15 protein-coding genes and 2 pseudogenes are annotated in these 20,099 nt (G+C 69.6%); 10 read left to right on the top strand and 7 right to left on the bottom strand.

Translation table 11 applies throughout. The features are described from left to right. Positions 1 to 38: 38 nt before the first annotated feature. From A37U_RS0117635 to A37U_RS0117650, 4 genes are read right to left on the bottom strand one after another with little or no spacing between them, the layout of a single operon-like run. Positions 39 to 1,673: a class I adenylate-forming enzyme family protein gene (locus A37U_RS0117635; protein WP_040588082.1), complete on the bottom strand. Its 1,635-nt coding sequence runs from the start codon at positions 1,671 to 1,673 to the stop codon at positions 39 to 41. 5 nt (positions 1,674 to 1,678) lie between these two features. Next, entirely contained in the window at positions 1,679 to 2,476 is a 798-nt protein-coding gene (locus tag A37U_RS0117640) for an enoyl-CoA hydratase/isomerase family protein (protein ID WP_020497986.1), read from the bottom strand. Positions 2,477 to 2,487: 11 nt separating this feature from the next. Further along, positions 2,488 to 3,228 carry an SDR family NAD(P)-dependent oxidoreductase gene (locus tag A37U_RS0117645; protein WP_020497987.1) on the bottom strand — a complete coding sequence of 247 codons (741 nt, stop codon included), beginning with the start codon at positions 3,226 to 3,228 and terminating at the stop codon, positions 2,488 to 2,490. A 35-nt stretch (positions 3,229 to 3,263) separates the two neighbouring features. Further along, entirely contained in the window at positions 3,264 to 4,409 is a 1,146-nt protein-coding gene (locus A37U_RS0117650) for an acyl-CoA dehydrogenase family protein (protein ID WP_020497988.1), read from the bottom strand. Between the two features lie 95 nt (positions 4,410 to 4,504). Between A37U_RS0117650 and A37U_RS0117655 the strand changes: the two genes are divergently transcribed. Beyond that, positions 4,505 to 5,146 carry a TetR/AcrR family transcriptional regulator gene (locus tag A37U_RS0117655; protein ID WP_020497989.1) on the top strand — a complete coding sequence of 214 codons (642 nt, stop codon included), beginning with the start codon at positions 4,505 to 4,507 and terminating at the stop codon, positions 5,144 to 5,146. Here the strand turns inward: A37U_RS0117655 and A37U_RS0117660 are convergent. Then, positions 5,143 to 5,949: a GNAT family N-acetyltransferase gene (locus A37U_RS0117660; protein WP_020497990.1), complete on the bottom strand. Its 807-nt coding sequence runs from the start codon at positions 5,947 to 5,949 to the stop codon at positions 5,143 to 5,145. The genes A37U_RS0117655 and A37U_RS0117660 overlap by 4 nt on opposite strands. Positions 5,950 to 6,067: 118 nt before the next feature. On the opposite strand from A37U_RS0117660, the gene A37U_RS0117665 reads away from it, so the two are divergent. The 9 genes and pseudogenes from A37U_RS0117665 (at position 6,068) to A37U_RS44145 (ending at position 16,254) form a co-directional block, all read left to right on the top strand. Beyond that, positions 6,068 to 6,661 carry an N-acetylmuramoyl-L-alanine amidase gene (locus tag A37U_RS0117665; RefSeq protein WP_020497991.1) on the top strand — a complete coding sequence of 198 codons (594 nt, stop codon included), beginning with the start codon at positions 6,068 to 6,070 and terminating at the stop codon, positions 6,659 to 6,661. A gap of 346 nt (positions 6,662 to 7,007) precedes the next feature. After that, positions 7,008 to 7,910 carry a LysR family transcriptional regulator gene (locus A37U_RS0117675; protein WP_026197317.1) on the top strand — a complete coding sequence of 301 codons (903 nt, stop codon included), beginning with the start codon at positions 7,008 to 7,010 and terminating at the stop codon, positions 7,908 to 7,910. A gap of 64 nt (positions 7,911 to 7,974) precedes the next feature. Next, positions 7,975 to 10,023 carry a thiamine pyrophosphate-dependent enzyme gene (locus A37U_RS0117680; protein WP_240437606.1) on the top strand — a complete coding sequence of 683 codons (2,049 nt, stop codon included), beginning with the start codon at positions 7,975 to 7,977 and terminating at the stop codon, positions 10,021 to 10,023. 42 nt (positions 10,024 to 10,065) lie between these two features. Beyond that, positions 10,066 to 11,901, top strand: coding sequence for an APC family permease (locus tag A37U_RS0117685; RefSeq protein ID WP_020497994.1), 1,836 nt, complete (start codon positions 10,066 to 10,068; stop codon positions 11,899 to 11,901). Next, a complete protein-coding gene (locus tag A37U_RS0117690) occupies positions 11,894 to 13,060 on the top strand; it encodes an NAD(P)/FAD-dependent oxidoreductase (RefSeq protein WP_020497995.1) in 1,167 nt (388 codons plus the stop codon). Before A37U_RS0117685 ends, A37U_RS0117690 begins: the two co-directional genes overlap by 8 nt. 105 nt (positions 13,061 to 13,165) lie before the next feature. Then, on the top strand, positions 13,166 to 13,576 hold the full coding sequence (locus tag A37U_RS0117695) for a YciI family protein (RefSeq protein WP_020497996.1): 411 nt from the start codon (positions 13,166 to 13,168) through the stop codon (positions 13,574 to 13,576). Continuing rightward, positions 13,573 to 14,778, top strand: a pseudogene (locus A37U_RS53710) (RNA polymerase sigma factor); the annotation flags it as partial. The gene A37U_RS0117695 and the pseudogene A37U_RS53710, both read left to right, overlap by 4 nt. 63 nt (positions 14,779 to 14,841) lie before the next feature. After that, a pseudogene (locus A37U_RS53715) lies at positions 14,842 to 15,738 on the top strand (ADP-ribosylglycohydrolase family protein); the annotation flags it as partial. 9 nt (positions 15,739 to 15,747) lie between these two features. Beyond that, complete coding sequence (locus A37U_RS44145) at positions 15,748 to 16,254, top strand: cysteine dioxygenase family protein (protein WP_020497998.1); 507 nt, start codon at positions 15,748 to 15,750, stop codon at positions 16,252 to 16,254. Here the strand turns inward: A37U_RS44145 and A37U_RS0117710 are convergent. Then, positions 16,245 to 17,075 (bottom strand): aldo/keto reductase, encoded by an 831-nt coding sequence (locus A37U_RS0117710; protein WP_020497999.1) that lies wholly within the window; start codon positions 17,073 to 17,075, stop codon positions 16,245 to 16,247. The two genes, A37U_RS44145 and A37U_RS0117710, sit on opposite strands and share 10 nt — an antisense overlap. A gap of 100 nt (positions 17,076 to 17,175) precedes the next feature. Further along, positions 17,176 to 20,061 (bottom strand): aminomethyl-transferring glycine dehydrogenase, encoded by a 2,886-nt coding sequence (gene gcvP / locus A37U_RS0117715; protein ID WP_020498000.1) that lies wholly within the window; start codon positions 20,059 to 20,061, stop codon positions 17,176 to 17,178. Between the last annotated feature and the right edge of the window lie 38 nt (positions 20,062 to 20,099).

Raw genomic sequence — 20,099 nt, forward strand, 5'->3', positions numbered from 1 at the left:
GATGAAGTCGGCTTCATGTCAACGGCGGAAGCTGCCGCTCAGTCGACGTCTTCGAAACGGCCTTGGCTGTACTCGGTTTCGGCCTGTTCCCGGGCCCGATAATGGATCTTCTTTCCGGTCGCGGTGCGCGGCAGTGAATCCACGAACCGGTAGGCGCGCGGACGTTTGTAGTCGGCGAGCATCGGGTGCGCGCGGCAGTGCCGGTCGCACTCGGCTGCGGTGCAGTCCGGTCGCGCGCGCTCGATGTAGGCGACCACGCGGTGCCCCCATTTCGGATCGGGCACGGCGATCACGAGGCTGTCGGTGATCCCGGGATGCTCGTTGAGCGCCTCCTCCACCTGGACCGGGTGCACGTTCTCCCCGCCGGAGACGATCATGTCGTCCTTGCGCCCCACGATGGTCAGGTACTCGTGCTCGTCCCAGGTGGCCAGGTCGCCGATGTAGAGCCAGCCATCGTGGAATTTCTCCGCCTGTTGCCCAGGGTCCCCGGCGTAGGCGAACCCGCATTTCGGGGAGCGCACGATCACCTCGCCGACCTCCTGACCGTCCTTGGCCACATGCTCTTCGGGCGCGGCGAACCGATCCGGGTGCACCCGCACCACGGCGACATCGTCGTCGGTGCACGCCCGGCCCGCGCTTCCCGCGTGGTCCGGAAGATCCTCGGGGCGCAGGAAGGTGTTCCAGAACGCTTCGGTGGTCCCGTATCCGTTGAACACCCGCGCGCTGAGCACCTCCTGGTAGTGCAGGCAGGCCTCGCGTTCCAGGGGCGCGCCCATGGTGACCACGCCGCGCAGGGTGGACAGATCGCGGGGCCGCTCGGTCTGCGCGGCGGCGAGCATCGCCAGGTTGGTCGGCGCACCGATCAGGAAGGTCAGCCCGGCCGAGGCCACCAGGTCGAGGCAGCGACCCGGATCGAAGGCACGCATCGGCAGCACGCTCGCCCCGGTGTAGAAGGCCGGATTCGGCCCGCCCGCGTAGAGCCCGCCGCGGTGGAACCACGGGGTCATGTTCAGCGTCCGGTCCGCGGGCCCGAGCGGGAAATGCATGATCACGTCGTGCGCGCTGAACAGTTCCACGAGGCTGGGCAGCGGAACACCCTTGGGCATCCCGGTGGTGCCGGATGTGTAAAGGCGGGTGGTCTCGCTGTACACCGAGGCGGTGCCGGGCAGTGTTCCCGCCCGCGCGGCGAACAGCGCACCGAAGGCGGTGCTGCCCGGGGCGACCGGTTCGCCGACGGTGACGACCAGGCCGGGCCGGTGCGCGCTGCGGTCGAGCGCGGCCCGTGCCTGCCCGGCGAGTTCCGCGTCGAACAGGAATGCGGCGGGACGGCTCTGCTCCAGCACGGAAGCCGTTTCCCCCGGGGCGAGCCGGAAATTGACCGGGGAACCGATCGCCCCGCAGGCCTGGGTGGCCAGATACAGCAGGGCGAAGGCGGAGGAGTTGTACAGCTGATAGACCACCACATCGCCAGGGCGCACGCCCGCTTCGGCGAGCCCACTCGCGAGCAGGCGCACTTGTTCGCCGAGCTCCGCGTAGCTCAGGTTCATCCCGGTCTCCGGATCGATGATCGCGGGATTGTCCGGGAACCGGTGCGTGTTGCGCCAGAATCCGGCCAGATAGGTGCATTCGCTCTCGAAATAGCGCCGATACTCCGTCGGATCGTATTCGCTCATCTCGATCACTTCGCCGAGGGGAATTCGGGGGAACGCTTCTCTTCCAGCGCCGCGGCACCTTCGAGCACGTCGGGCCCGAGGAAACCGAGCATCTCGTAGGCTGCCGACTGTTCGAAGATCGGCCCTTGCGCGCGCAGCCAGTTGTTCAGGGTGCGCTTGGTGAACCGGATGGCCTGCTGTGCCCCGGTTCCGAGGGTTTCGGCGACCCGAATCGCCTCGGGGAGCACCTGTTCGCGTGGCAGTGCCTTGGCGACCATGCCGATCCGTTCCGCCTCCGCCCCGCTGATCATCTCGCCGGTCAGCAGGTAGTAGCGCGCCTTGGCCATTCCAGCGAGCAGTGGCCAGATGAGCGCGGCGTGATCCCCCGCGGCGACACCGAGTTTCACGTGCCCGTCGCCGATTCGCGCGTCCTCGGCGCAGATCGCGATATCGGCGAGCAGCGCGACCACGGTGCCCGCCCCCACCGCGACCCCGTTGATGGCCGAGACGATGGGCTTCGTGCAGTCGACCATGGTGTAGACCAGCGCACTCATCTCTTCGAGCATGTGCGAGACCCGCGCGTGGTCCCCGGCCATCCGCTGCACCATGGCCAGGTCACCGCCCGCGGAGAACGCCTTGCCCGCTCCGGTGACCACCGCGACCCTGGTCTCCGGGTCCTGCGAGACATCCGTCCACACACGGGCGAGCTCGCCGTGCATGACCTCATCGGCTGCGTTGTACTTCTCCGGGCGGTCCAGGGTGATCAGCAGGACGCCGTTCGCCCTGCGCTCGAACCGCAACTGCTGGTATGCGGAAAAATCCACGGAACTCCTCCTCAGCACATGGTCAGGCCGCCGCTGACGCTCACGGTCTGACCGGTGATGTATCCGGCCTCCGCGGAGGCGAGGAACGCGACCGCATTGGCCAGATCGGCAGGTTCGGCGAGCCTGCGCAACGGGATCGCCTTGGTCAGTGCCTCACGCAGCCGTTCGTTTCCCTCGGTCACCGCGTCGAACAGAGCGGTGTCGGTCGGGCCCGGTGAGACACAGTTGGCGGTGACCCCGTAGCGGGCCAGTTCCCTGGCGATGGTCTTGGTGAACGCGATGATCCCGCCCTTGGCCGCGGAGTACACCGCCTCACCCGAGGAACCGACCCGGCCCGCGTCCGAGCCGATGTTGATCACGGTGCCGTGCCTCTGCCCGATCATCAACGGCAACGCGGCATGGCAGGTGTTCAGCACGCCGAACAGGTTGATCCGGACCGCCCGTTCCCAGTCCGCCGGATCCGATTCCACGAACGGCCCGGCCTTGTCCCAGCCCGCGTTGTTCACCAGTACATCGATGCGGCCGTGTTCGCTGGTCACCCGCTCGAGCAGCGCGGCGACCGAGTCCGGATCGGTGACATCGGCGCGGATCCCGAGACCGCCGACCGCGGCGGCGCACGCCGTTGCCGAGGCCTCGTCCAGGTCGGCGGCGACCACCCGCGCTCCTTCCCCGGCGAACTTCTCCGCGATGGCCAGCCCGATCCCCCGGCCCGCTCCGGTCACGATCGCGACCTTGTCCGACAGTCTCGGCATTCTCGCTCCTTTCTCGACGACCCCGGAAATCCCGGCTACGGCGCGAATTCCCGGCCGAGCAGCTGCCTGGCGATCACCAACTTGGCCACCTGCGCGGTGCCGTCACCGATCTCCAGCCCGATCACATCCCGGAGCCGCTGCCCGAGCGGGGAGTCCTCGGAATACGCCAGATGCCCGAAGGTCAGCAGGCACTGGTGGATGACCTCGGTCGCCAGTTTCGGCGCCCAGAACTTCGCCATCGCAGCCTCGCTGCCGTGCTCGAGCCCGGAATCCTTGCGCCACAACGCCTCATAGCACACATGCCGGGCGCCGCGCAGATAGGTGGCGTGTTCGGCGAGCGGGAAGGCGACGCCCTGGAACCGCCCGATCGGCCCGCCGAACGCCTCGCGCCGGCGCGCCCAGTGCACGGTATCGGTGAGCGAGGCCTGTGCCGCGCCGAGGCAGGCGAGCCCGATGATGGCGCGGGAGTAGTCGAATCCGCGCATCACCGAGGCGAATCCGTGCCCCTGTTCACCGATCAGCCGGTCCTCGGTCACCGGGAGCCCGTCGAAGTGCAGCGCGGCCCGCCCGATGGCCCGACCGCCGAGGTCCGCGAAACCCGAGCGTGTCACATACCGCTCGTCCAGGTCCACGTAGAAGGCGCTCACCCCACGTGCCCCCGATTCCCCGGTCCTGGCGAGCACGATCCCGGTGGAGGCGTAGCTGCCCAGGGTGATGGACGTCTTCTCGCCGTGCAACCGCCAGCCGCCCGGTTCCGGGACGGCCCGCAGCTCCAGGCTCGCGGCATCGCTGCCATGTCCCGGCTCGGTCACGCACAGCGCGGGAAGCACGGTGCCCTCGGCGATCGGCGGCAACCACTCGGCCTGCTGGCGCGCACCGGCGTGGCGCACCAGGATGTCGGCGATCAGCGCGGTGTTGATGATCAGGTAGCTCGCGTTGAAGTCACCGGCGGCGATCTCCTCGGCGGCCATCCCGGCGATCACCGCCCCGGCCTCCTGCCCGCCATACCGCTCCGGGATACGCAGCCCGGTCAGCCCCATGGCCGCCATCTCGCTGGGCAGCTCCGGGCGCATTCGCGCCGCGCGATCGCTGGACTGGTAGTGCGGGGCCAGGCTGTCCCTGGCGAACCTGCGCAGCTCGCGCTGATAGGCGAGCTCCTCGGCACCGAATCCGAAGTCCACGCTGCACCACTCCTCGGCCCGGCATCCTCGCCGGTCTGACTACAGTGACAAAATTTGACTCTGGAGTCAATAGATGACCCGGGTATCCTCACGGCATGGCACGGCAGGAACTCACCGAACGCGCCCCCGGTTCCGAACGGATCCAGCGCAAACGCGGCAAGCGGGTCAAGGAGATCGTGGAGACCGCAGCGGAACTGTTCGGCGAACACGGTTACGACGCGGTCAGCCTGGACGACGTCGCCGAACGGCTGGACGTCACCAAGGGTTCGCTGTACTACTACTTCCCGAGCAAGGAGGAACTGGCCACCGCCGCGATCGAGACCCTCGGCGACGAGTGGACAGCCCGGCTCGAGCGGCTGGCCGAACAGCACGAGGGCGGGCACGCCGGGCTGCTGCGCACCCTGCTGCACGAGCACATCACCATCGCGGTACGGGATTATCCCGCCGCACTACGGCTTTTCCTCTTCCCGCGAGCCTGGCCGACCGCGCAGGCGGACCGGATCAAGGAGCTGCGCGGCAGGCACGACGCGGTGTTCCGCCGGGTGATCGAGGCGGGTGTCGGTGACGGCGAGTTCATCGTCACCAGGGTGGACACCACCCTGCAGTGCATGCACGCGGCCATGGCACAGTCTCCGCTGTGGTTCGCCCGGTTGCGCGGCAAGGCGCGAGGCAACGCGATCACGGAGCTGACCGAGACCCTGATGATGCTCGTCGGGCAACTACCGCGAACCGGCTAACCGGCCGTGAAGGCGTGCTCGACGAACCGCTCCGCCGTGCTGAATCCGAGCCGCCGGTACACCGGGGTTCCCTCGGCGGAGGCCTGCAGCACCGCGATCTGCTCGCCGAGTTCCGCTGCGGTGCGCACGGCCGCGGCCGTGATCGCCGCCCCGAACCCGCGCCGCCGGTACGCCGCGCGGGTGCACACGTTGTAGATCCCGGCCACGCCCGCGTGCGCGAACACCTCCGCCGAGCAGACCGGTTCCGCATCGAGGTGACCGACGAGATAGCGCACCGGACCGTCCGGGGCGAGCACGAACGGTTCCGCCTTCGCGAAGAACTCGCGCACCGTGGCCGCGGGCGGATCCCAGTTCTGTTCGAGCACGGTGACGAATCCGCCGAGCCCGGCGTGATCGTGCACGAGCCGGATGTCGAGCTCCCGCGGCCGCGGCGGGGCCACGAGCTCGTCCACCCGAAGCCACATCGCCGGTTCCGGTACGTCCGCGGGCAGCCCGACGGCGCTCAGCCGCGCGGACAGATCGTGCGGTCGCGCGGTCGGGGCGACCCACCAGGCGAACCGGCGTCCGGTGCCACGCAGCCGATCGAGCACCCGCGCGATGCGCCGATCGGCCTCCTCCGGCACGAACCGGGCGAGCGTGACCGAATTGAAGGTGTCGTCGTCCAGTCCGCTGTCCGCGATCAACACATCCCCGTCCTCGTGCACCCGCGCGCCCGCAATGGACCGGTGCGCGTGGCAGGCGTGCTCGGCGTGATTGAGCGCCATCGCGTCCAGCAACGCCGTCTCGTCCGTGTCTTTCCGCATGCCCGTATTCCACCATTCGGGGCACCGAAATGCGCACCGGTTTTCCTGCGGTGATACACCTGGTGGAATCGCCCGGAAATCGTTGACTTTTCCGTATCGGGCGCATTACATCCGGTACATGAATGAACACGTCTCCCGTCGTGGACTGCTGCGTGCCGGGGCCGGGATAGCCGCGGTCGCCGGGTTCTCCGCCCTGTCCGCGACCGCATCGGCCACCGTGCGCGAGACGGTGGACTATCCGAACGCGCACTGGTCGCTCGCGCACAATTTCACCGCCGCCAACCGGCCCAAGGACTATCCGATCAACCTGGTGATCATCCACGTCACCCAGGAGACCTTCGCGGACACACTCAAGAAGTTCGCCGATCCGAACCACAACGCGGCCGCGCACTACGTGACCCGATCCGAGGACGGCTACATCGCGCAGTGCGTACACGAGCACGACATCGCCTGGCATGCGGGGAACTGGGACTACAACACCCGCTCGATCGGCATCGAACACGAGGGCTGGGTGGACCAGCCGCAGTGGTTCACCGACGCGATGTACCGCGAATCAGCGAAGCTCACCGCCTGGGTGTGCCGCCGCTACGGCATCCCGGTCGACAACGAGCACATCATCGGGCACAGCGCGGTTCCGGGCACCGACCACACCGATCCCGGACCGAACTGGGACTGGGAGAAGTACCTCGGCCTGGTGCGCGCCGCGGGCTGAGTCCAGGCCGTCAGCCGCGCTGGTGCGCACGCTACTCCCCCGTCCCCGACCGGGAGGCCGCGTTCGCACTCGTCTCGGCGAAGATGCGGGCCAACACCGAACGGGTGCTGCGTGCGACTGCCGAGTACGGCGAACCCACCCACACGGCGGCGCTACAGATCGCGAAGAGCCGGGTACGCGAAGCGATGCGGCTCAAGGGGTCCCTGGCCGAATCCGCCCGGACACCGGCTGATCGGACCCGAGTGGCGGTGCGGGGGGTGCGAGCTGCCGGCCGGGTGGCAAGCGGCTCCGCCGCTCGAGGAGACGCCCTACCGCAACGCGCCGGGTGCCCGTAATGTCGTGCACCGTGCTGAACCCGATTCACCTGCGCACACTGCAAGAGTGCGTGCGGACCGGCTCCTTCGCCGTTGCCGCGCGCTCGCTCGGCTACACCCCATCCGCGATCTCCCAGCAGATCGGCGTGCTCGAGCGCACGGTCGGCGCCCCGTTGTTCGAACGCGCCGCGCACAGCGTCCGGCCGACCTCGATCGCGCTCGCCCTCGCCAATCGCTGCGGGGAGGCGCTGGACGCCCTGCAGGAGGTGGAGACCGAGATCAGGGCCATGGTCTCCGGGGACGCGGGCACCCTGCGGCTGGCCTGCTTCTCCACGGCCAACACCACGGTGGTGCCGACCGCGCTCGCCGCCATCGCCGCACAGCGCCCCCGCGCGGAGGTCCACCTCGAGGAGGGCGAGCCGGACGAGGTTCTCGAACTGGTCACCGAGGGCAACGTGGACTGCGCGGTGGTGTTCGGCTACGACCTGGCCCCGCGCAGCTGGCCGGTCACCTTGCGGCACAAGGAATTGCTCGCCGAACCCCTCGCGGTCGCGCTGCCCGGGGCCGAGCCGGAGGTGCGTGAGCTCGCCGAACTCAAGGACCGGCCGTGGATCTGCACCAAGAAAGGCACCGGGGCGGCGCGTTCCCTCGACCGCCTCGCCGCGGATGCCGGGTTCACCCCGCAGGTCCGGTTCCGCAGCAACGACTATCGCGTGATCCACCAGCTGGTCGCCCGCGGCCTCGGGGTCGCGCTCATGCCGCGGCTCGCGGTGCGCGAGGACGGGGTGCGGATCAGCCGGATCACCGGGGTCTCCAGCTATCGCCGGGTTTCCGTGCTCTACCGGCCGAACAACACGAACCCGCTGCTCACCGTCGCCCTCGACTGCCTCGCCCAGGCCTGCCTGCCCTGGCGCGATCAGGAACGGTCGGCCTGAGCACCACACATGCTCTAGCTGCGCGGACTGGCGGGCGCGCCGCTGATCCACCATGCTCACAGCGGTGAGCGACGAGTACTTCCGCGCGGCGGTCGCCGCCCTGCCCACCGGGACCGAGGCACCGCCCGCGCTCGATCTGGACCGCCTCTTCGGCTGGCAGGCCACCAGCAGGGCACTCGACCTGACCGCCCGGCGGCTCGGCAAACAGGGTCTCGGCTATTACTCCATCGGCTCCGCGGGGCACGAGTCGAACGCGCTCGTGGCCGCCGCGCTGCGGCCGAGCGATCCGGCCCTGCTGCACTATCGCTCCGGTGGCTTCTATCTTGCCCGCGCCGCCCAGGTTCCCGGCTCCGATCCGGTGCGCGATGTGCTGCGCGGGATCGTCGCCTCCGCCCGGGAACCGATATCCGGCGGCAGGCACAAGGTCTTCGGGAACGCGGCACTGTCGATCATCCCGCAGACCTCCACCATCGCCTCGCACCTGCCGCGCGCGGTCGGCCTCGCCTTCGCCACGGCCCGCGCCGGTGGCTCGCAGATCGTGGTGTGCAGTTTCGGCGACGCCTCGGCGAACCACTCCACCGCGCAGGGCGCCCTCAACGCGAGCGCGCACACCGCCTACTCGGGGCTGCGTCTTCCGCTGCTGTTCGTCTGCGAGGACAACGGAATCGGGATCAGCGTGCGGACCCCGCGCGGGTGGATCGAGCACTCGCTGGCGAACCGGCTGCCCTATTTCGCCGCGGACGGCACCGATCCCGAAGGTGTCGCCGAGGTGGCCGCGGAGGCGGCCGACCATGTGCGCTCCCGAGGGAAACCCGCGCTGCTGCACCTGAGCACGGTGCGGTTGTTCGGGCATGCGGGCTCCGATGTAGAGGCAGGGTACCGCTCCGGCTCCGACATCCGCGCCGATCTGGAACGCGATCCGCTGCTGGCCACCGCGCGACTGCTCGCCGGAACCGGGACCAAGCCCGGGGAACTGCTCGAACGTTATGACCGGATCAAGGCCGAGGTGGACGCGGTCGCCGAGGAGGTGGCCGCCGAGCCGAAACTCACCGACCGCGCGGCCATCACCGCACCGCTGGCCACCACGGTACCGCCGATGCCGGAACGCCCCGAAGCCGAACCGGCGACCCTGGCCCAGGGCATCAACGCCGCGCTCGCCGAACTGCTCACCGATCCGAAAACCCTGGTGTTCGGCGAGGATGTGGCGCGCAAGGGCGGCGTGTACGGGGTCACCAAGGGACTGCGCAAGCGCTTCGGTGACCGGGTTTTCGACACTCTGCTCGATGAGCAGTCCATCCTCGGAGTGGCGCTCGGTGCCGGGCTCGCCGGATTCCTTCCCGTCCCCGAGGTCCAATACCTCGCCTATCTGCACAACGCGATCGACCAGTTGCGCGGCGAGGCCGCCACCCTGCCGTTCTTCTCCGCTGGCCAGTACGGCAATCCGATGGTCGTGCGCATCGCGGGATACGCCTACCAGAAGGGGTTCGGCGGGCATTTCCACAACGACAATTCCATTGCCGCGCTGCGCGATATTCCCGGCATCTTCGTGGCCACCCCGGCCACCGCGACGGATGCCCGCGAACTGCTGCCCGCCTGCGCGCACGCGGCACGGGAGCACGGCACCGCGAGCGTGTTCCTGGAACCGATCGCCCTTTACCACACCCGCGATCTGCACGAGTCCGGCGATGAGGGCTGGCTGCGCCCGCTGGACCCGGCCGCACCCCACCGCGGCCGGGTGTACGGCAGCGGAACCGAGCTGACCATCATCACCAGCGGCAACGGGGTGCTCATGTCCCTGCGGGTCGCGAAAAGGCTGGCAACCCTTGGGATCCGGGCCCGGGTGCTCGATCTGCGCTGGCTCGCCCCGCTCCCGGTGACCGACATCCTCGAACAGGCGCGGGCCGGCGGGGCCGTGTTGCTCGCCGATGAGACCCGGCACAGCGGCGGAATCTCCGAATCGGTGCTCGCCACCTTGGTGGACAACGGATTCCGCGGCCCAGTCAAGCGGGTCACCAGCGCGGACTCGTTCATCCCGCTCGGTGCCGCCGCCGGGCAGGTGCTGCTGTCCGAGGCCGAGATCGAGGCCGGGGCGCTGGCGGTGCTCGGGCGGTAACCGGTTTCCCTGTTTCCCCAGCCGAGGTGACGAGGAGGTCACATGGCAGCGCACGGCCCGATCGAGGACGGCGACGCGAAACTCCGGAAAACCCTCTCCGCCCAGCAACTCCTGTTCATCTCGATCGGTTCGATCATCGGCTCCGGCTGGCTGTTCGCCGTGCTGGCCGCCGGTTCGGTCGCCGGCCCCTCGGTGATCATCTCCTGGGTGCTCGCCGCCGTCCTGGTGACCTTCATGGCGCTCAACTACGCCGAAACCGGTGCCATGCTGCCGCGCAGCGGGGGCATCGCCCGCTACCCGTACCTCACCCACGGTGGCTATCTCGGTTTCGTGCTCAGCTGGTCGATGCTGCTCGGCGGGATCACCACGGTGTCCACCGAGGCGCTCGCGGTCGTGCAGTACGCCGCCGGATACGTGGCCTCCTGGACCGGGATCCAGCTGACCACGGTCGGGGAATCCAGCGCCTCGCTCACCACGGCCGGACGGTTGTGCGCGGTGCTGCTGATGCTGATCTTCTTCGCGGTGAACGTGTTCGGCATCCGGTTCTTCGGGCGGTTCAACCACTGGATCGGCTGGTGGAAACTCATCCTGCCGATCCTGACCTTCATCCTGTTGTTCTTCGCCTTCCACGGGTCGAACTTCTCCGCGTTCGGCGGGTTCACCCCGCGTGGCTCCGGGGCGATCTTCAACGCGATCGCGGTCTCCGGGATCGTCTTCGCGTTCCAGGGTTTCCGCGAGGGGGTGAACTTCGGCGGGGAGAGCAGGAAACCACAGCGCGACATCCTGGTGGCCACGGTCGGCTCGGTGGCCATCTGCGCGGTGATCTTCGTGCTGTTGCAGGTGGCGTTCATCGGAGCGCTCGACTGGCCGGACATGGGCCTGCGCTCCGGTGACTGGGCCGGGCTCAAGGGCGGGCACTGGGCGGACCAGCCGTTGTACTCCGCGCTCAATGCGTCCGGGATCGCGCTGCTCGGAGCGTTCGGCGCGTTCCTGCTCGTGGACGCGGCGATCTCCCCCGCGGGAACCGGCTGGGTCTACATGGGCGATACGGCACGCACGCTCTACGGAATGGCGGTGCACGGCAGCGTTCCGCGGGTGTTCGCCCGGATCAGCGACCGGTTCCGGGTTCCCGCGCTCGGCCTGATCGCCTGCCTGGTCGGCGGCTGCGTGTTCTTCCTCCCGTTCCCCGGCTGGTACATGCTGATCGGGTTCACCAGTTCCACCGCGGTGGTCACTTATCTCGCCGCGGCGCCACAGCTGCAGGTGATGCGCCGGACCGCGCCGGACGCCGAGCGCCCCTTCCTGCTGCGCGGTGCCGCGGTGTTCTCCCCGCTCGGTTTCCTCGCCGCGAGCATGATCCTGTACTGGTCGGGCTATTCGGTGCTGCAGGGCGTGGTGGCGAGCGTGCTGCTCGCGCTGCCGATCTACGCCTGGTACCAGGGTCCGCGCAGTGGCCGGATCGGGCGGACCAGCGGGCGGGTGATCGGCGGGGTGTTCCTGCTCACCTGGATCGCCACCCAGGTGATCGGCCCGCTGGGCACGCAAAGCCTGCCGTTCTGGGGTTTCTGGCTGCTCGGCGCCGCCGAACTCGCGCTCTACACCCTCGCGATGCGGCGAGCCTGCACCGAATCGGGGCGCCGCGAGCTGCGTTCCGGGGCCTGGGTCGTGGCCCTGCTCGTGGTGCTGTACCTGCTCTCCCGGTTCGGCGCCTACGGCGAGCTGACCCATCCCCCGATCCCGTTCCCCTACGACAGCCTGGTCGCCGCCGCACTCGGGCTCGCCGCCTACTACTGGGCGGTACACAGCGGGTACGCCACCCGGGAACTGCACGAGATGCTCGAGAAACCGACCACGAGGAGGGTCCGCGCACATGACTGAAGTCCTCATCATCGGGGCAGGCATCAGCGGGGCGAGCGCCGCATTCCACCTCGCCGAACGTGGCACCCGGGTCCGGGTGCTCGATCCGAGCGGCGGCACCGCTGGCCAGACCGCACGGTCCGGGGCGATCGTGCGCGGCCATCACGCGGTGCCGCTCGAAGCGGAGCTGGCCGTGGAAAGCCTCGGCGAGTACTACGAACGGTGGGACGAACGCGTCGGCGGCGGTTGCGGATTCACCAGGACCGGGTTCGCCTATCTCGCCGACGAGGCCGATGCCCCCGCGGTCCGCGCCAACACCACGATGCTGGCCGCACAACTGGGCTGGCCGACCGAACTGCTCAGCCCGGAACAGCTCGCCGAACTCGAACCGGCCGTGGACACCGCGCGGATCAGCCTTGTCGCCCACGAGGAACGCAGCGGTTACGCCGAACCGATGGCCGCCACCACGAGCCTGCTGCGCGCAGCCGAACGCCATGGCGCGGAGATACGGCACGAGCGGGTGTTCGGCCTGCTCGCCGGGGACTCCCGGGTCCATGGTGTGCGCACCGAATCCGGCGAGTACCACGCGGACACCGTGCTGCTCGCCACCGGAGCCTGGTCTCCCGCGCTGGCCGCCACGATCGGGCTCGAGCTGCCGATCGCGAGCGCGCGCATCCAGGTCATGCTCTACGAACGGCCGTATTCGCTCGCCGGGCACCTGACCATGACCGATGTGGCAGGCGATATCTACCTGCGGCCCACTGCCGACCGGTGCACGCTCGTCGGGCGGCACGCACCCGAACGCGAATGGCTCGCCGGTCCGGAGGAGAACCGCGCCGAACACGACCACTCCTTCATGCTCGACTGCGCCCGACGGCTCGGCGCCCGCGTCCCCGCCATGGCCGGTGCCCCGTTCCGGCTCGCCCGCACCTGCGCACTGGACATCACCCCGGACGGTCGCCCCCTGCTCGGCCCGGCGGGCCCCGAAGGGCTGTTCCTCGCCGCGGGATGGAGTGGTTCGGGGTTCGGCAAGGGTCCGGCTACCGGGGCCGAACTGACCCGCTGGATCCTGGACGGGCGGCCACGGCGGCCGGGCCTGTGGCGCTACACCCTCGACCGGTTCGCGAAGGGCGAGCCGATCGCCGGGGAGCACGAGTACGGCGCCACCGGCCCGCACTGAGCTATCGTGTGGTGTGATCGACGACACAGGCACGGTAGTCGATCGGCGGGTGAGCGGTTTCGACGTCCCCTGTGAACCGTCCGAACAAAAGATAGGGCAGACGTCATGAAGTACATGATCATGCTGTACGCCTCCCAGGCCGACCACGATGCGCTCTCCGGAAGGCCGGGAAGCAAACCGGCCTGGTCGCAGGAGGAGATCGCCGCGCTGCACGAGCACATGGGCAAGATCCACACCGAGCTCGCCGAGTCCGGGGAACTGGTCGACGCCCAACCGCTTGCCCAGCCGGTGCACACCCGCAGGCTGCACTCGCGCGACGGGGTCCCGGTGGTGACCGACGGCCCGTACGCGGAAACCCAGGAAGTGCTCGCCGGGTACACGATCGTCGACTGTTCCGGCATGGACCGGGCGACCGAGATCGGGTTCGAGTTCGCGTCCGCGCCCGGGCCCGAGGGAGCCACTGACACCGCGTTCCTGGACATCCGCCCACTCGGCGACGGCCAAGCCGAGCTGTGAGACCGGATCACGTCGAGGACCTGCTGCGGGAACTCGCGCCGCAGGTCCTCGGCGCGCTGGCGCGCCGCTACGGGCATTTCGCGGAGGCCGAGGACGCGGTCCAGGAGGCCATGCTGAGCGCCTGCACCTCCTGGCCGCGCGAGGGCCTTCCGGAGCGGCCGCGAGCCTGGCTGATCACGGTGGCTTCCCGCAGGCTCACCGACCTGCTGCGCGCCGAAGAGGCCCGGCAGCGCCGCGAGGACGGGGCGGCGCGCGCCTGGCGGCCACCGGCCGGGGACACCGAGGCCGACGACACCCTGGTGCTGTTCTACCTGTGCTGCCATCCCGCGCTGCGCCCCGCCGACCAGATCGCCCTCACCCTGCGCAGCGTCGGCGGGCTGAGTACCGCGGAGATCGCCCGCGCGTTCCTGGTCCCGGAACAGACCATGGCGCAGCGCATCCTGCGCGCCAAACGGCGCATCCGGAACCACGGCGAACCGTTCCGCATGCCCGCCGCGACCGAACGGGCCGAACGCACCGCCGCCGTACTGCACGTGCTCTATCTGATCTTCACCGAGGGGTACACGAGCACCGTGGGCGCCCAGCTGTACCGGGTCGACCTGTCCGCCGAGGCCATCCGGCTGGCCAGGATCCTGCGGCTGCTGCTCCCCAGGGACAGCGAGGTCACCGGGCTGCTCGCGCTCATGCTGCTCACCGACGCGCGCCGCCCTGCCCGCACCGGGGCACACGGCGAACTGATCCCGCTTGCCGAACAGGATCGCGGCCGCTGGGACACCGCCGCGATCAGCGAAGGACTGGCGCTGATCACCGAAGCACTGCCGAACGGACCGGCCGGGCCCTATCAGCTACAGGCCGCCATCGCCGCGCTGCACGACGAGGCACCCAGCAGCGCGGACACCGACTGGCCGCAGATCCTCGCGCTCTACGAGGTACTGCTCGCCCATGCGGACAACCCCGTCGTCGCGCTCAATCACGCCGTCGCCCTCGCGATGGCCCGGGGACCGGAAGCCGGACTGGAGCGCCTGGCGCGGCTCGCGGGTGACCCGCGGATCGGCGAACGGCACCGGTACCACGCCGTCCGAGCCCACCTGCTCGAGCTCACCGGCGAGCGCAAGGGCGCGGCAGAGGCCTATCTGCGCGCCGCCCGGCTGGCCACGAACCTGCGCGAACAGCAGTACCTGAACCGCAAGGCCGCCGCGCTCTGCGCACGCCCTACCCTCACCACCATGATCGGCACGGTGGACACCGCGCGCGGGCTGCTGCTCGGCCTGCTCGCCGGGGACTGTTTCGGTGCGCCGTTCGAGGGCGGTGCCACGGTCGGCGAGGCGGCGGTGCGCGCGCTCGAGCGCACCGGCGAACCGTTGCGCTACACCGACGACACCGCGCTGGCCTTCGCTTTCGCCGCGCATCTCGCCGAACACGGCGAGGTGCGGATCGATCGGCTGGCCCGGGAGTTCGCGGACACCTGGCGGGCCGAACCGTGGCGCGGCTACGGTGCGGGCGCGGCCCGGTTGTTCGCCCGGGTCGCCGAAGGAACACCGTGGGAACAGGCCGCCAGGGAACAGTTCGGCGGCTCGGGCTCCTACGGGAACGGGGCCGCGATGCGGGTCGCCCCCGCCGCCCTGGCCGCCCGGGATTTGGGGCACGCGGCGGAGCTGGCGAGGCGGAGCGCGCTCCCCTCGCACGCGCACGAGGACGGTACGCTCGGCGCAGTCTGCCAGGCCGGTGCCGCTTTCCTTGCCGCACACCAGGATCCCGGTATCCGGCTGGACACCGCGGGCTTTCTCGGCGCACTGTCCGACACACTGGGCTCCGCGCGGTGGCGGGACTCGCTGGAGCGGGCCGGGACGCTGCTGCGTGCGGGCGCCAGTCCGGAACGCGCCGCGCGCGAGCTCGGCAACGGGGTCGCCGCACCGGAATCCGTTCCCTCGGCGGTGTACGCCTTCCTCCGCGAACCGGATGACCTGGCCGCCTGCCTCCGGTTCGCCGTCCGGATGGCCGGGGACACCGACACCATCGCGGCCATGGCGGGCGCGCTCACCGGAGCGCGGTGCGGACCCGCGACACTGCCCGCGTCCTGGCGCGCACGCCTCGAAGGCGCCGAGCGGGCGGTGGCGCTGGCCGACCGATTGGCGGTTACCTCGACCGGCGGCGCACGCTAATCTCGGGGCATGCTCGAAAGTTTGGTTACCGGGATCCGCGCGGCCGTGTGCGAGGCGGCCACCCTCGAGGAAACCGCGCAGTCGGTCGCGGCCTGGCTCGAGGCCAACCGGCCGAGGACCGGACTGCTCACCGCGGCCCAGCGGCGCGGAAACCCGGAGCACTATGAGCAGCACGTACTGCACGTGGAGCCGGACGGCAGTTTCTCGGTCGTCGCGCTCGTCTGGCTGCCAGGGCAGGAGACCCCGGTACACGATCACCTCGCCTGGTGCGTGGTCACCGTCCTCGAAGGCACCGAACACGAGACCGTGTACCGGCTGGACGAGCACGCCGGACTCGTCCAGGACCTGGAATCCGAGAACCCGGTCGGCAGCGTTTCCTGCTGCATTCCACCGGGCGATATCCACAAGGTGACGAATATCGGCGCCGAGACGGCGATTTCACTGCACGTCTACGGCGCCGATATCGTTCACTGCGGTTCAAGTATCAAACGGACCTACGCACTCGATCACGTGTGATTCATTTCGTCCGGGTGGGGCCCGGTGCGCCGCCCGTTCTCCAGCCCGTCGATGGTCGCCACGTCGTCCTCGCCGAGTTCGAAGTCGAAAACCTCGAAGTTCGAACGGATCCGCTCCGGGGTGACGGATTTCGGGATCACGATATTGCCCAGCTGAATGTGCCAGCGCAGAATGATCTGCGCCGGGCTCTTGCCGTATTTCTCGGCGAGCGCACCGAGTGTGGTGTCCTGCAGCAGCTCGCCGGAGGCGAGCGGGCTCCACGCCTCGGTGGCGATCCCGTGCTTGGCGTGGAACTCCCGCAGTTCACGCTGCGGCAGGTTCGGGTGCAATTCGATCTGATTCACCGAAGGAACGACCTCGGTTTCCGCGAACAGCCGCTCGAGGTGCGGGATCTGGAAATTCGAGACGCCGATCGACCGGATACGGCCGTCCGCCTTGAGCTTTTCGAACGCCTTCCAAGTGTCGACATACTTGTCGACCTTGGGAAGCGGCCAGTGGATCAGATAGAGATCCACGTATTCGAGGCCGAGCCTGCGCACGCTCTCCTCGAACGCGCGCAGGGTTTCCTCGTATCCCTGATCGGGGTTCGCCAGTTTCGTGGTGACGAACAATTCCTCGCGCGGGATCCCCGATTCCGCGATCGCCTTACCGACGCCTTCCTCGTTCTGGTAGAGGGTGGCGGTGTCGATGCTGCGGTACCCGGTGCGCAGTGCTTCGGCGACCGAAGGCACCGCCTGTTCGTCCGGGACCTGCCATACGCCGAACCCGAGCTGCGGAATCCGGACACCGTCGTTGAGTTCGAGTTGAGGTACCTGGCTCATGAGTCGCCGTCTGCCCTTCCTGGTCGATGACGGAGTGGGCATGCGGGAACCGGTCCCGCATGCCCACTCGATCGTTCCGGTCAGGGTAACCGCGCCCCCGTCACCCGTTGTCGGTGCCCGCGAACGCTTCGATGGGCGGGCACGAACACACGAGGTTACGGTCACCCTTGGCACCGTCGATGCGTCGCACCGGCGGCCAGATCTTCGCCGCGGCGTGCCCCGCCGGGTACACCGCTGTTTCCCGATCGTACGGGTGCACCCAGTCCCCGGTCAGGCATTCCGCCGTATGCGGCGCGTTCACCAGCGGGTTGTCCTCGGCGGGCCAGTCCCCCGCCGCGACCCGCCGCGCCTCGGCGCCGATGCTGATCATCGCCGCGCAGAACCGGTCGAGCTCGGCGAGGTTCTCGGACTCGGTCGGCTCGACCATGAGCGTGCCGGCCACCGGGAAGGACATGGTGGGCGCGTGCAGGCCGTAGTCGGCGAGCCGCTTCGCCACGTCGTCCACGGTCACCCCGGTCTCCTTGGTGAGCGGGCGCAGATCGAGGATGCATTCGTGCGCCACGAATCCGCCCTCCCCCGTGTAGAGCACCGGGAAGTGCGCGTCGAGCTTGCGCGCGACGTAGTTGGCCGCCGCGATCGCGGTCAGGGTGGCGCGGCGCAGCCCGTCCGGGCCCATCATCCGCACATAGGCCCAGGAGATGGGCAGGATGCTCGCCGAACCCCACGGCGCGGCCGCGACCGGTCCGATCCCGGTCTCCGGCCCGGCGCTCGGCTGGGCGGGGTGGTTGGGCAGGAACGGGGCCAGGTGCGCGCGCACCCCGATCGGCCCGACCCCGGGCCCGCCTCCGCCGTGCGGGATGCAGAAGGTCTTGTGCAGGTTCAGGTGCGAGACATCCGAGCCGAACTTGCCGTACTGGGCCAGTCCGATGAGCGCGTTCAGGTTCGCCCCGTCCACGTACACCTGGCCGCCCGCGTCGTGCACCAGTCCGCACACCTTGTGCACGGTGTCCTCGTACACCCCGTGCGTGGACGGGTAGGTCAGCATGATGGCCGCGAGCGATTCGGTGTGCTCGTCGAGCAGCGAGGTCAGGTGGTTCATGTCGATGTTGCCACCGTCATCGCACTGCACGACGACCACCCGCATCCCGGCCATCACCGCGGAGGCGGCGTTGGTGCCGTGCGCGGAGGCCGGGATCAGGCACACATCGCGCCCAGCCTCGCCGCGTGAACGGTGATAGGCGCGGATCGCCAGCAGACCGGAGAACTCACCCTGACTGCCCGCGTTCGGCTGCAGCGAGACCGCGTCGTAGCCGGTGATCTCGGCGAGCCAGTGCTCCAGGTCACCGATCATCGCCAGGGTCCCCTCGGCGTCCTCGACCGGCGCGAAGGGGTGCAGGTTCGCGAACTCCGGCCAGGTGACCGGTTCCATCTCCGTGGTCGCGTTGAGCTTCATGGTGCACGAGCCGAGCGGGATCATCGACCGGTCCAGCGCGACGTCCTTGTCGGACAGCGCGCGCAGGTAGCGCAGCAGCGCCGTCTCGCTGTGGTGCCGGTGGAACACCGGGTGGGTCAGGTATTCGCTGGTGCGCAGCAGCTCACCGGGCAGGGCGTCCACGGTCGCGGCGTCCAGGGAGTCGGCGTCCGCGGCCACCCCGAAGGCCCGCCACACGGCGGCCAGGTGCGCCCGGCTCGTGGTCTCGTCGGTGGCGATGCCCACCGTGTCCGCGTCCACCAGCCGCAGGTTGACCCCCTGCTCCCGGGCGTCCGCCACGATCTGCCCTGCCCGGCCCGGCACCCGCGCCTGCACGGTGTCGAAGAACCGCTCGTGCACGAGGTCCACCCCGCCCGCGCGCAGCCCGGCGGCGAGCACCGCGGCCATCCGGTGGGTGCGGCGCGCGATGTTCCGCAGGCCGTCCGGACCGTGGTAGACCGCGTACATCGAGGCCATCACCGCGAGCAGCACCTGGGCGGTGCAGATGTTCGAGGTGGCCTTTTCCCGGCGAATGTGCTGTTCCCTGGTCTGCAACGCGAGCCGGTAGGCCATCGCACCGTCGGCGTCGGTGGAGACCCCGACGAGCCTGCCGGGCAGCTGGCGCTCCAGCTTCGAGCGCACCGCGAGGTATCCCGCGTGCGGGCCACCGAAGCCCATCGGAACACCGAACCGCTGAGTGGAACCGACCACCGCATCCGCGCCGATCTCCCCCGGCGCGCGCAGCACGGTCAGTGCGAGGATGTCCGCGGCGACCACGGCCATCGCGTTCCGCTCGTGCGCGGCCTCGATGAGCGCGGCGTGGTCGGCGATCGCCCCGGAGGCACCCGGGTAGGCCAGCAGCACGCCGAACAGCTCACCGTCCGGCAGTCCCGCGCTCAGGTCGGCGACCTCGATCTCGATACCGAGCGGTTCCGCCCTGGTGCGCAGCACGGCGATGGTCTGCGGCAGCGAGTCGGCGTCCACCACGAACCGGGGCGAGCGGTTACGTCCGGCCCGGCGCACCAGGGTCATCGCCTCGGCGGCCGCGGTGGCCTCGTCGAGCATCGAGGCGTTCGCCACCGGAACCCCGGCGAGGTCGGAGACCATGGTCTGGAAGTTGAGCAGCGCCTCCAGCCTGCCCTGCGAGATCTCCGGCTGATAGGGCGTGTACGCGGTGTACCAGGCAGGGTCCTCCAGCACGTTGCGCCGGATCACCGCGGGGGTCACCGTGCCCGAGTAACCCAGGCCGATCATCTGGGTGCGGACCGTGTTCGCCGAGGCGTGCGCCCGCAGTTCGGCGATGGCCTCGGGCTCGGTCGCCGCCGCGGGGAGCGCGAGCGCGAGGTCCTTCTCCACGATGGACGAGGGCACCGCGCGCGCGGCGAGCTCATCGAGCGAATCGACGCCGAGGACCTCGAGGATGCGCGCCTGCGCGTCTTCCGACGGGCCGATGTGGCGCGTGGCGAACGGGGTTCCGTGTTCGAGCTCGGCGAGCGAAACACGTTCGGTTGTCATTGCTGTGCCTCCAGAGGGTCGAACTCAGGCTCGGTGGG

Source organism: Sciscionella marina DSM 45152 (assembly GCF_000379465.1).
In the GTDB taxonomy this organism is placed as follows: Bacteria; Actinomycetota; Actinomycetes; order Mycobacteriales; family Pseudonocardiaceae; genus Sciscionella; species Sciscionella marina.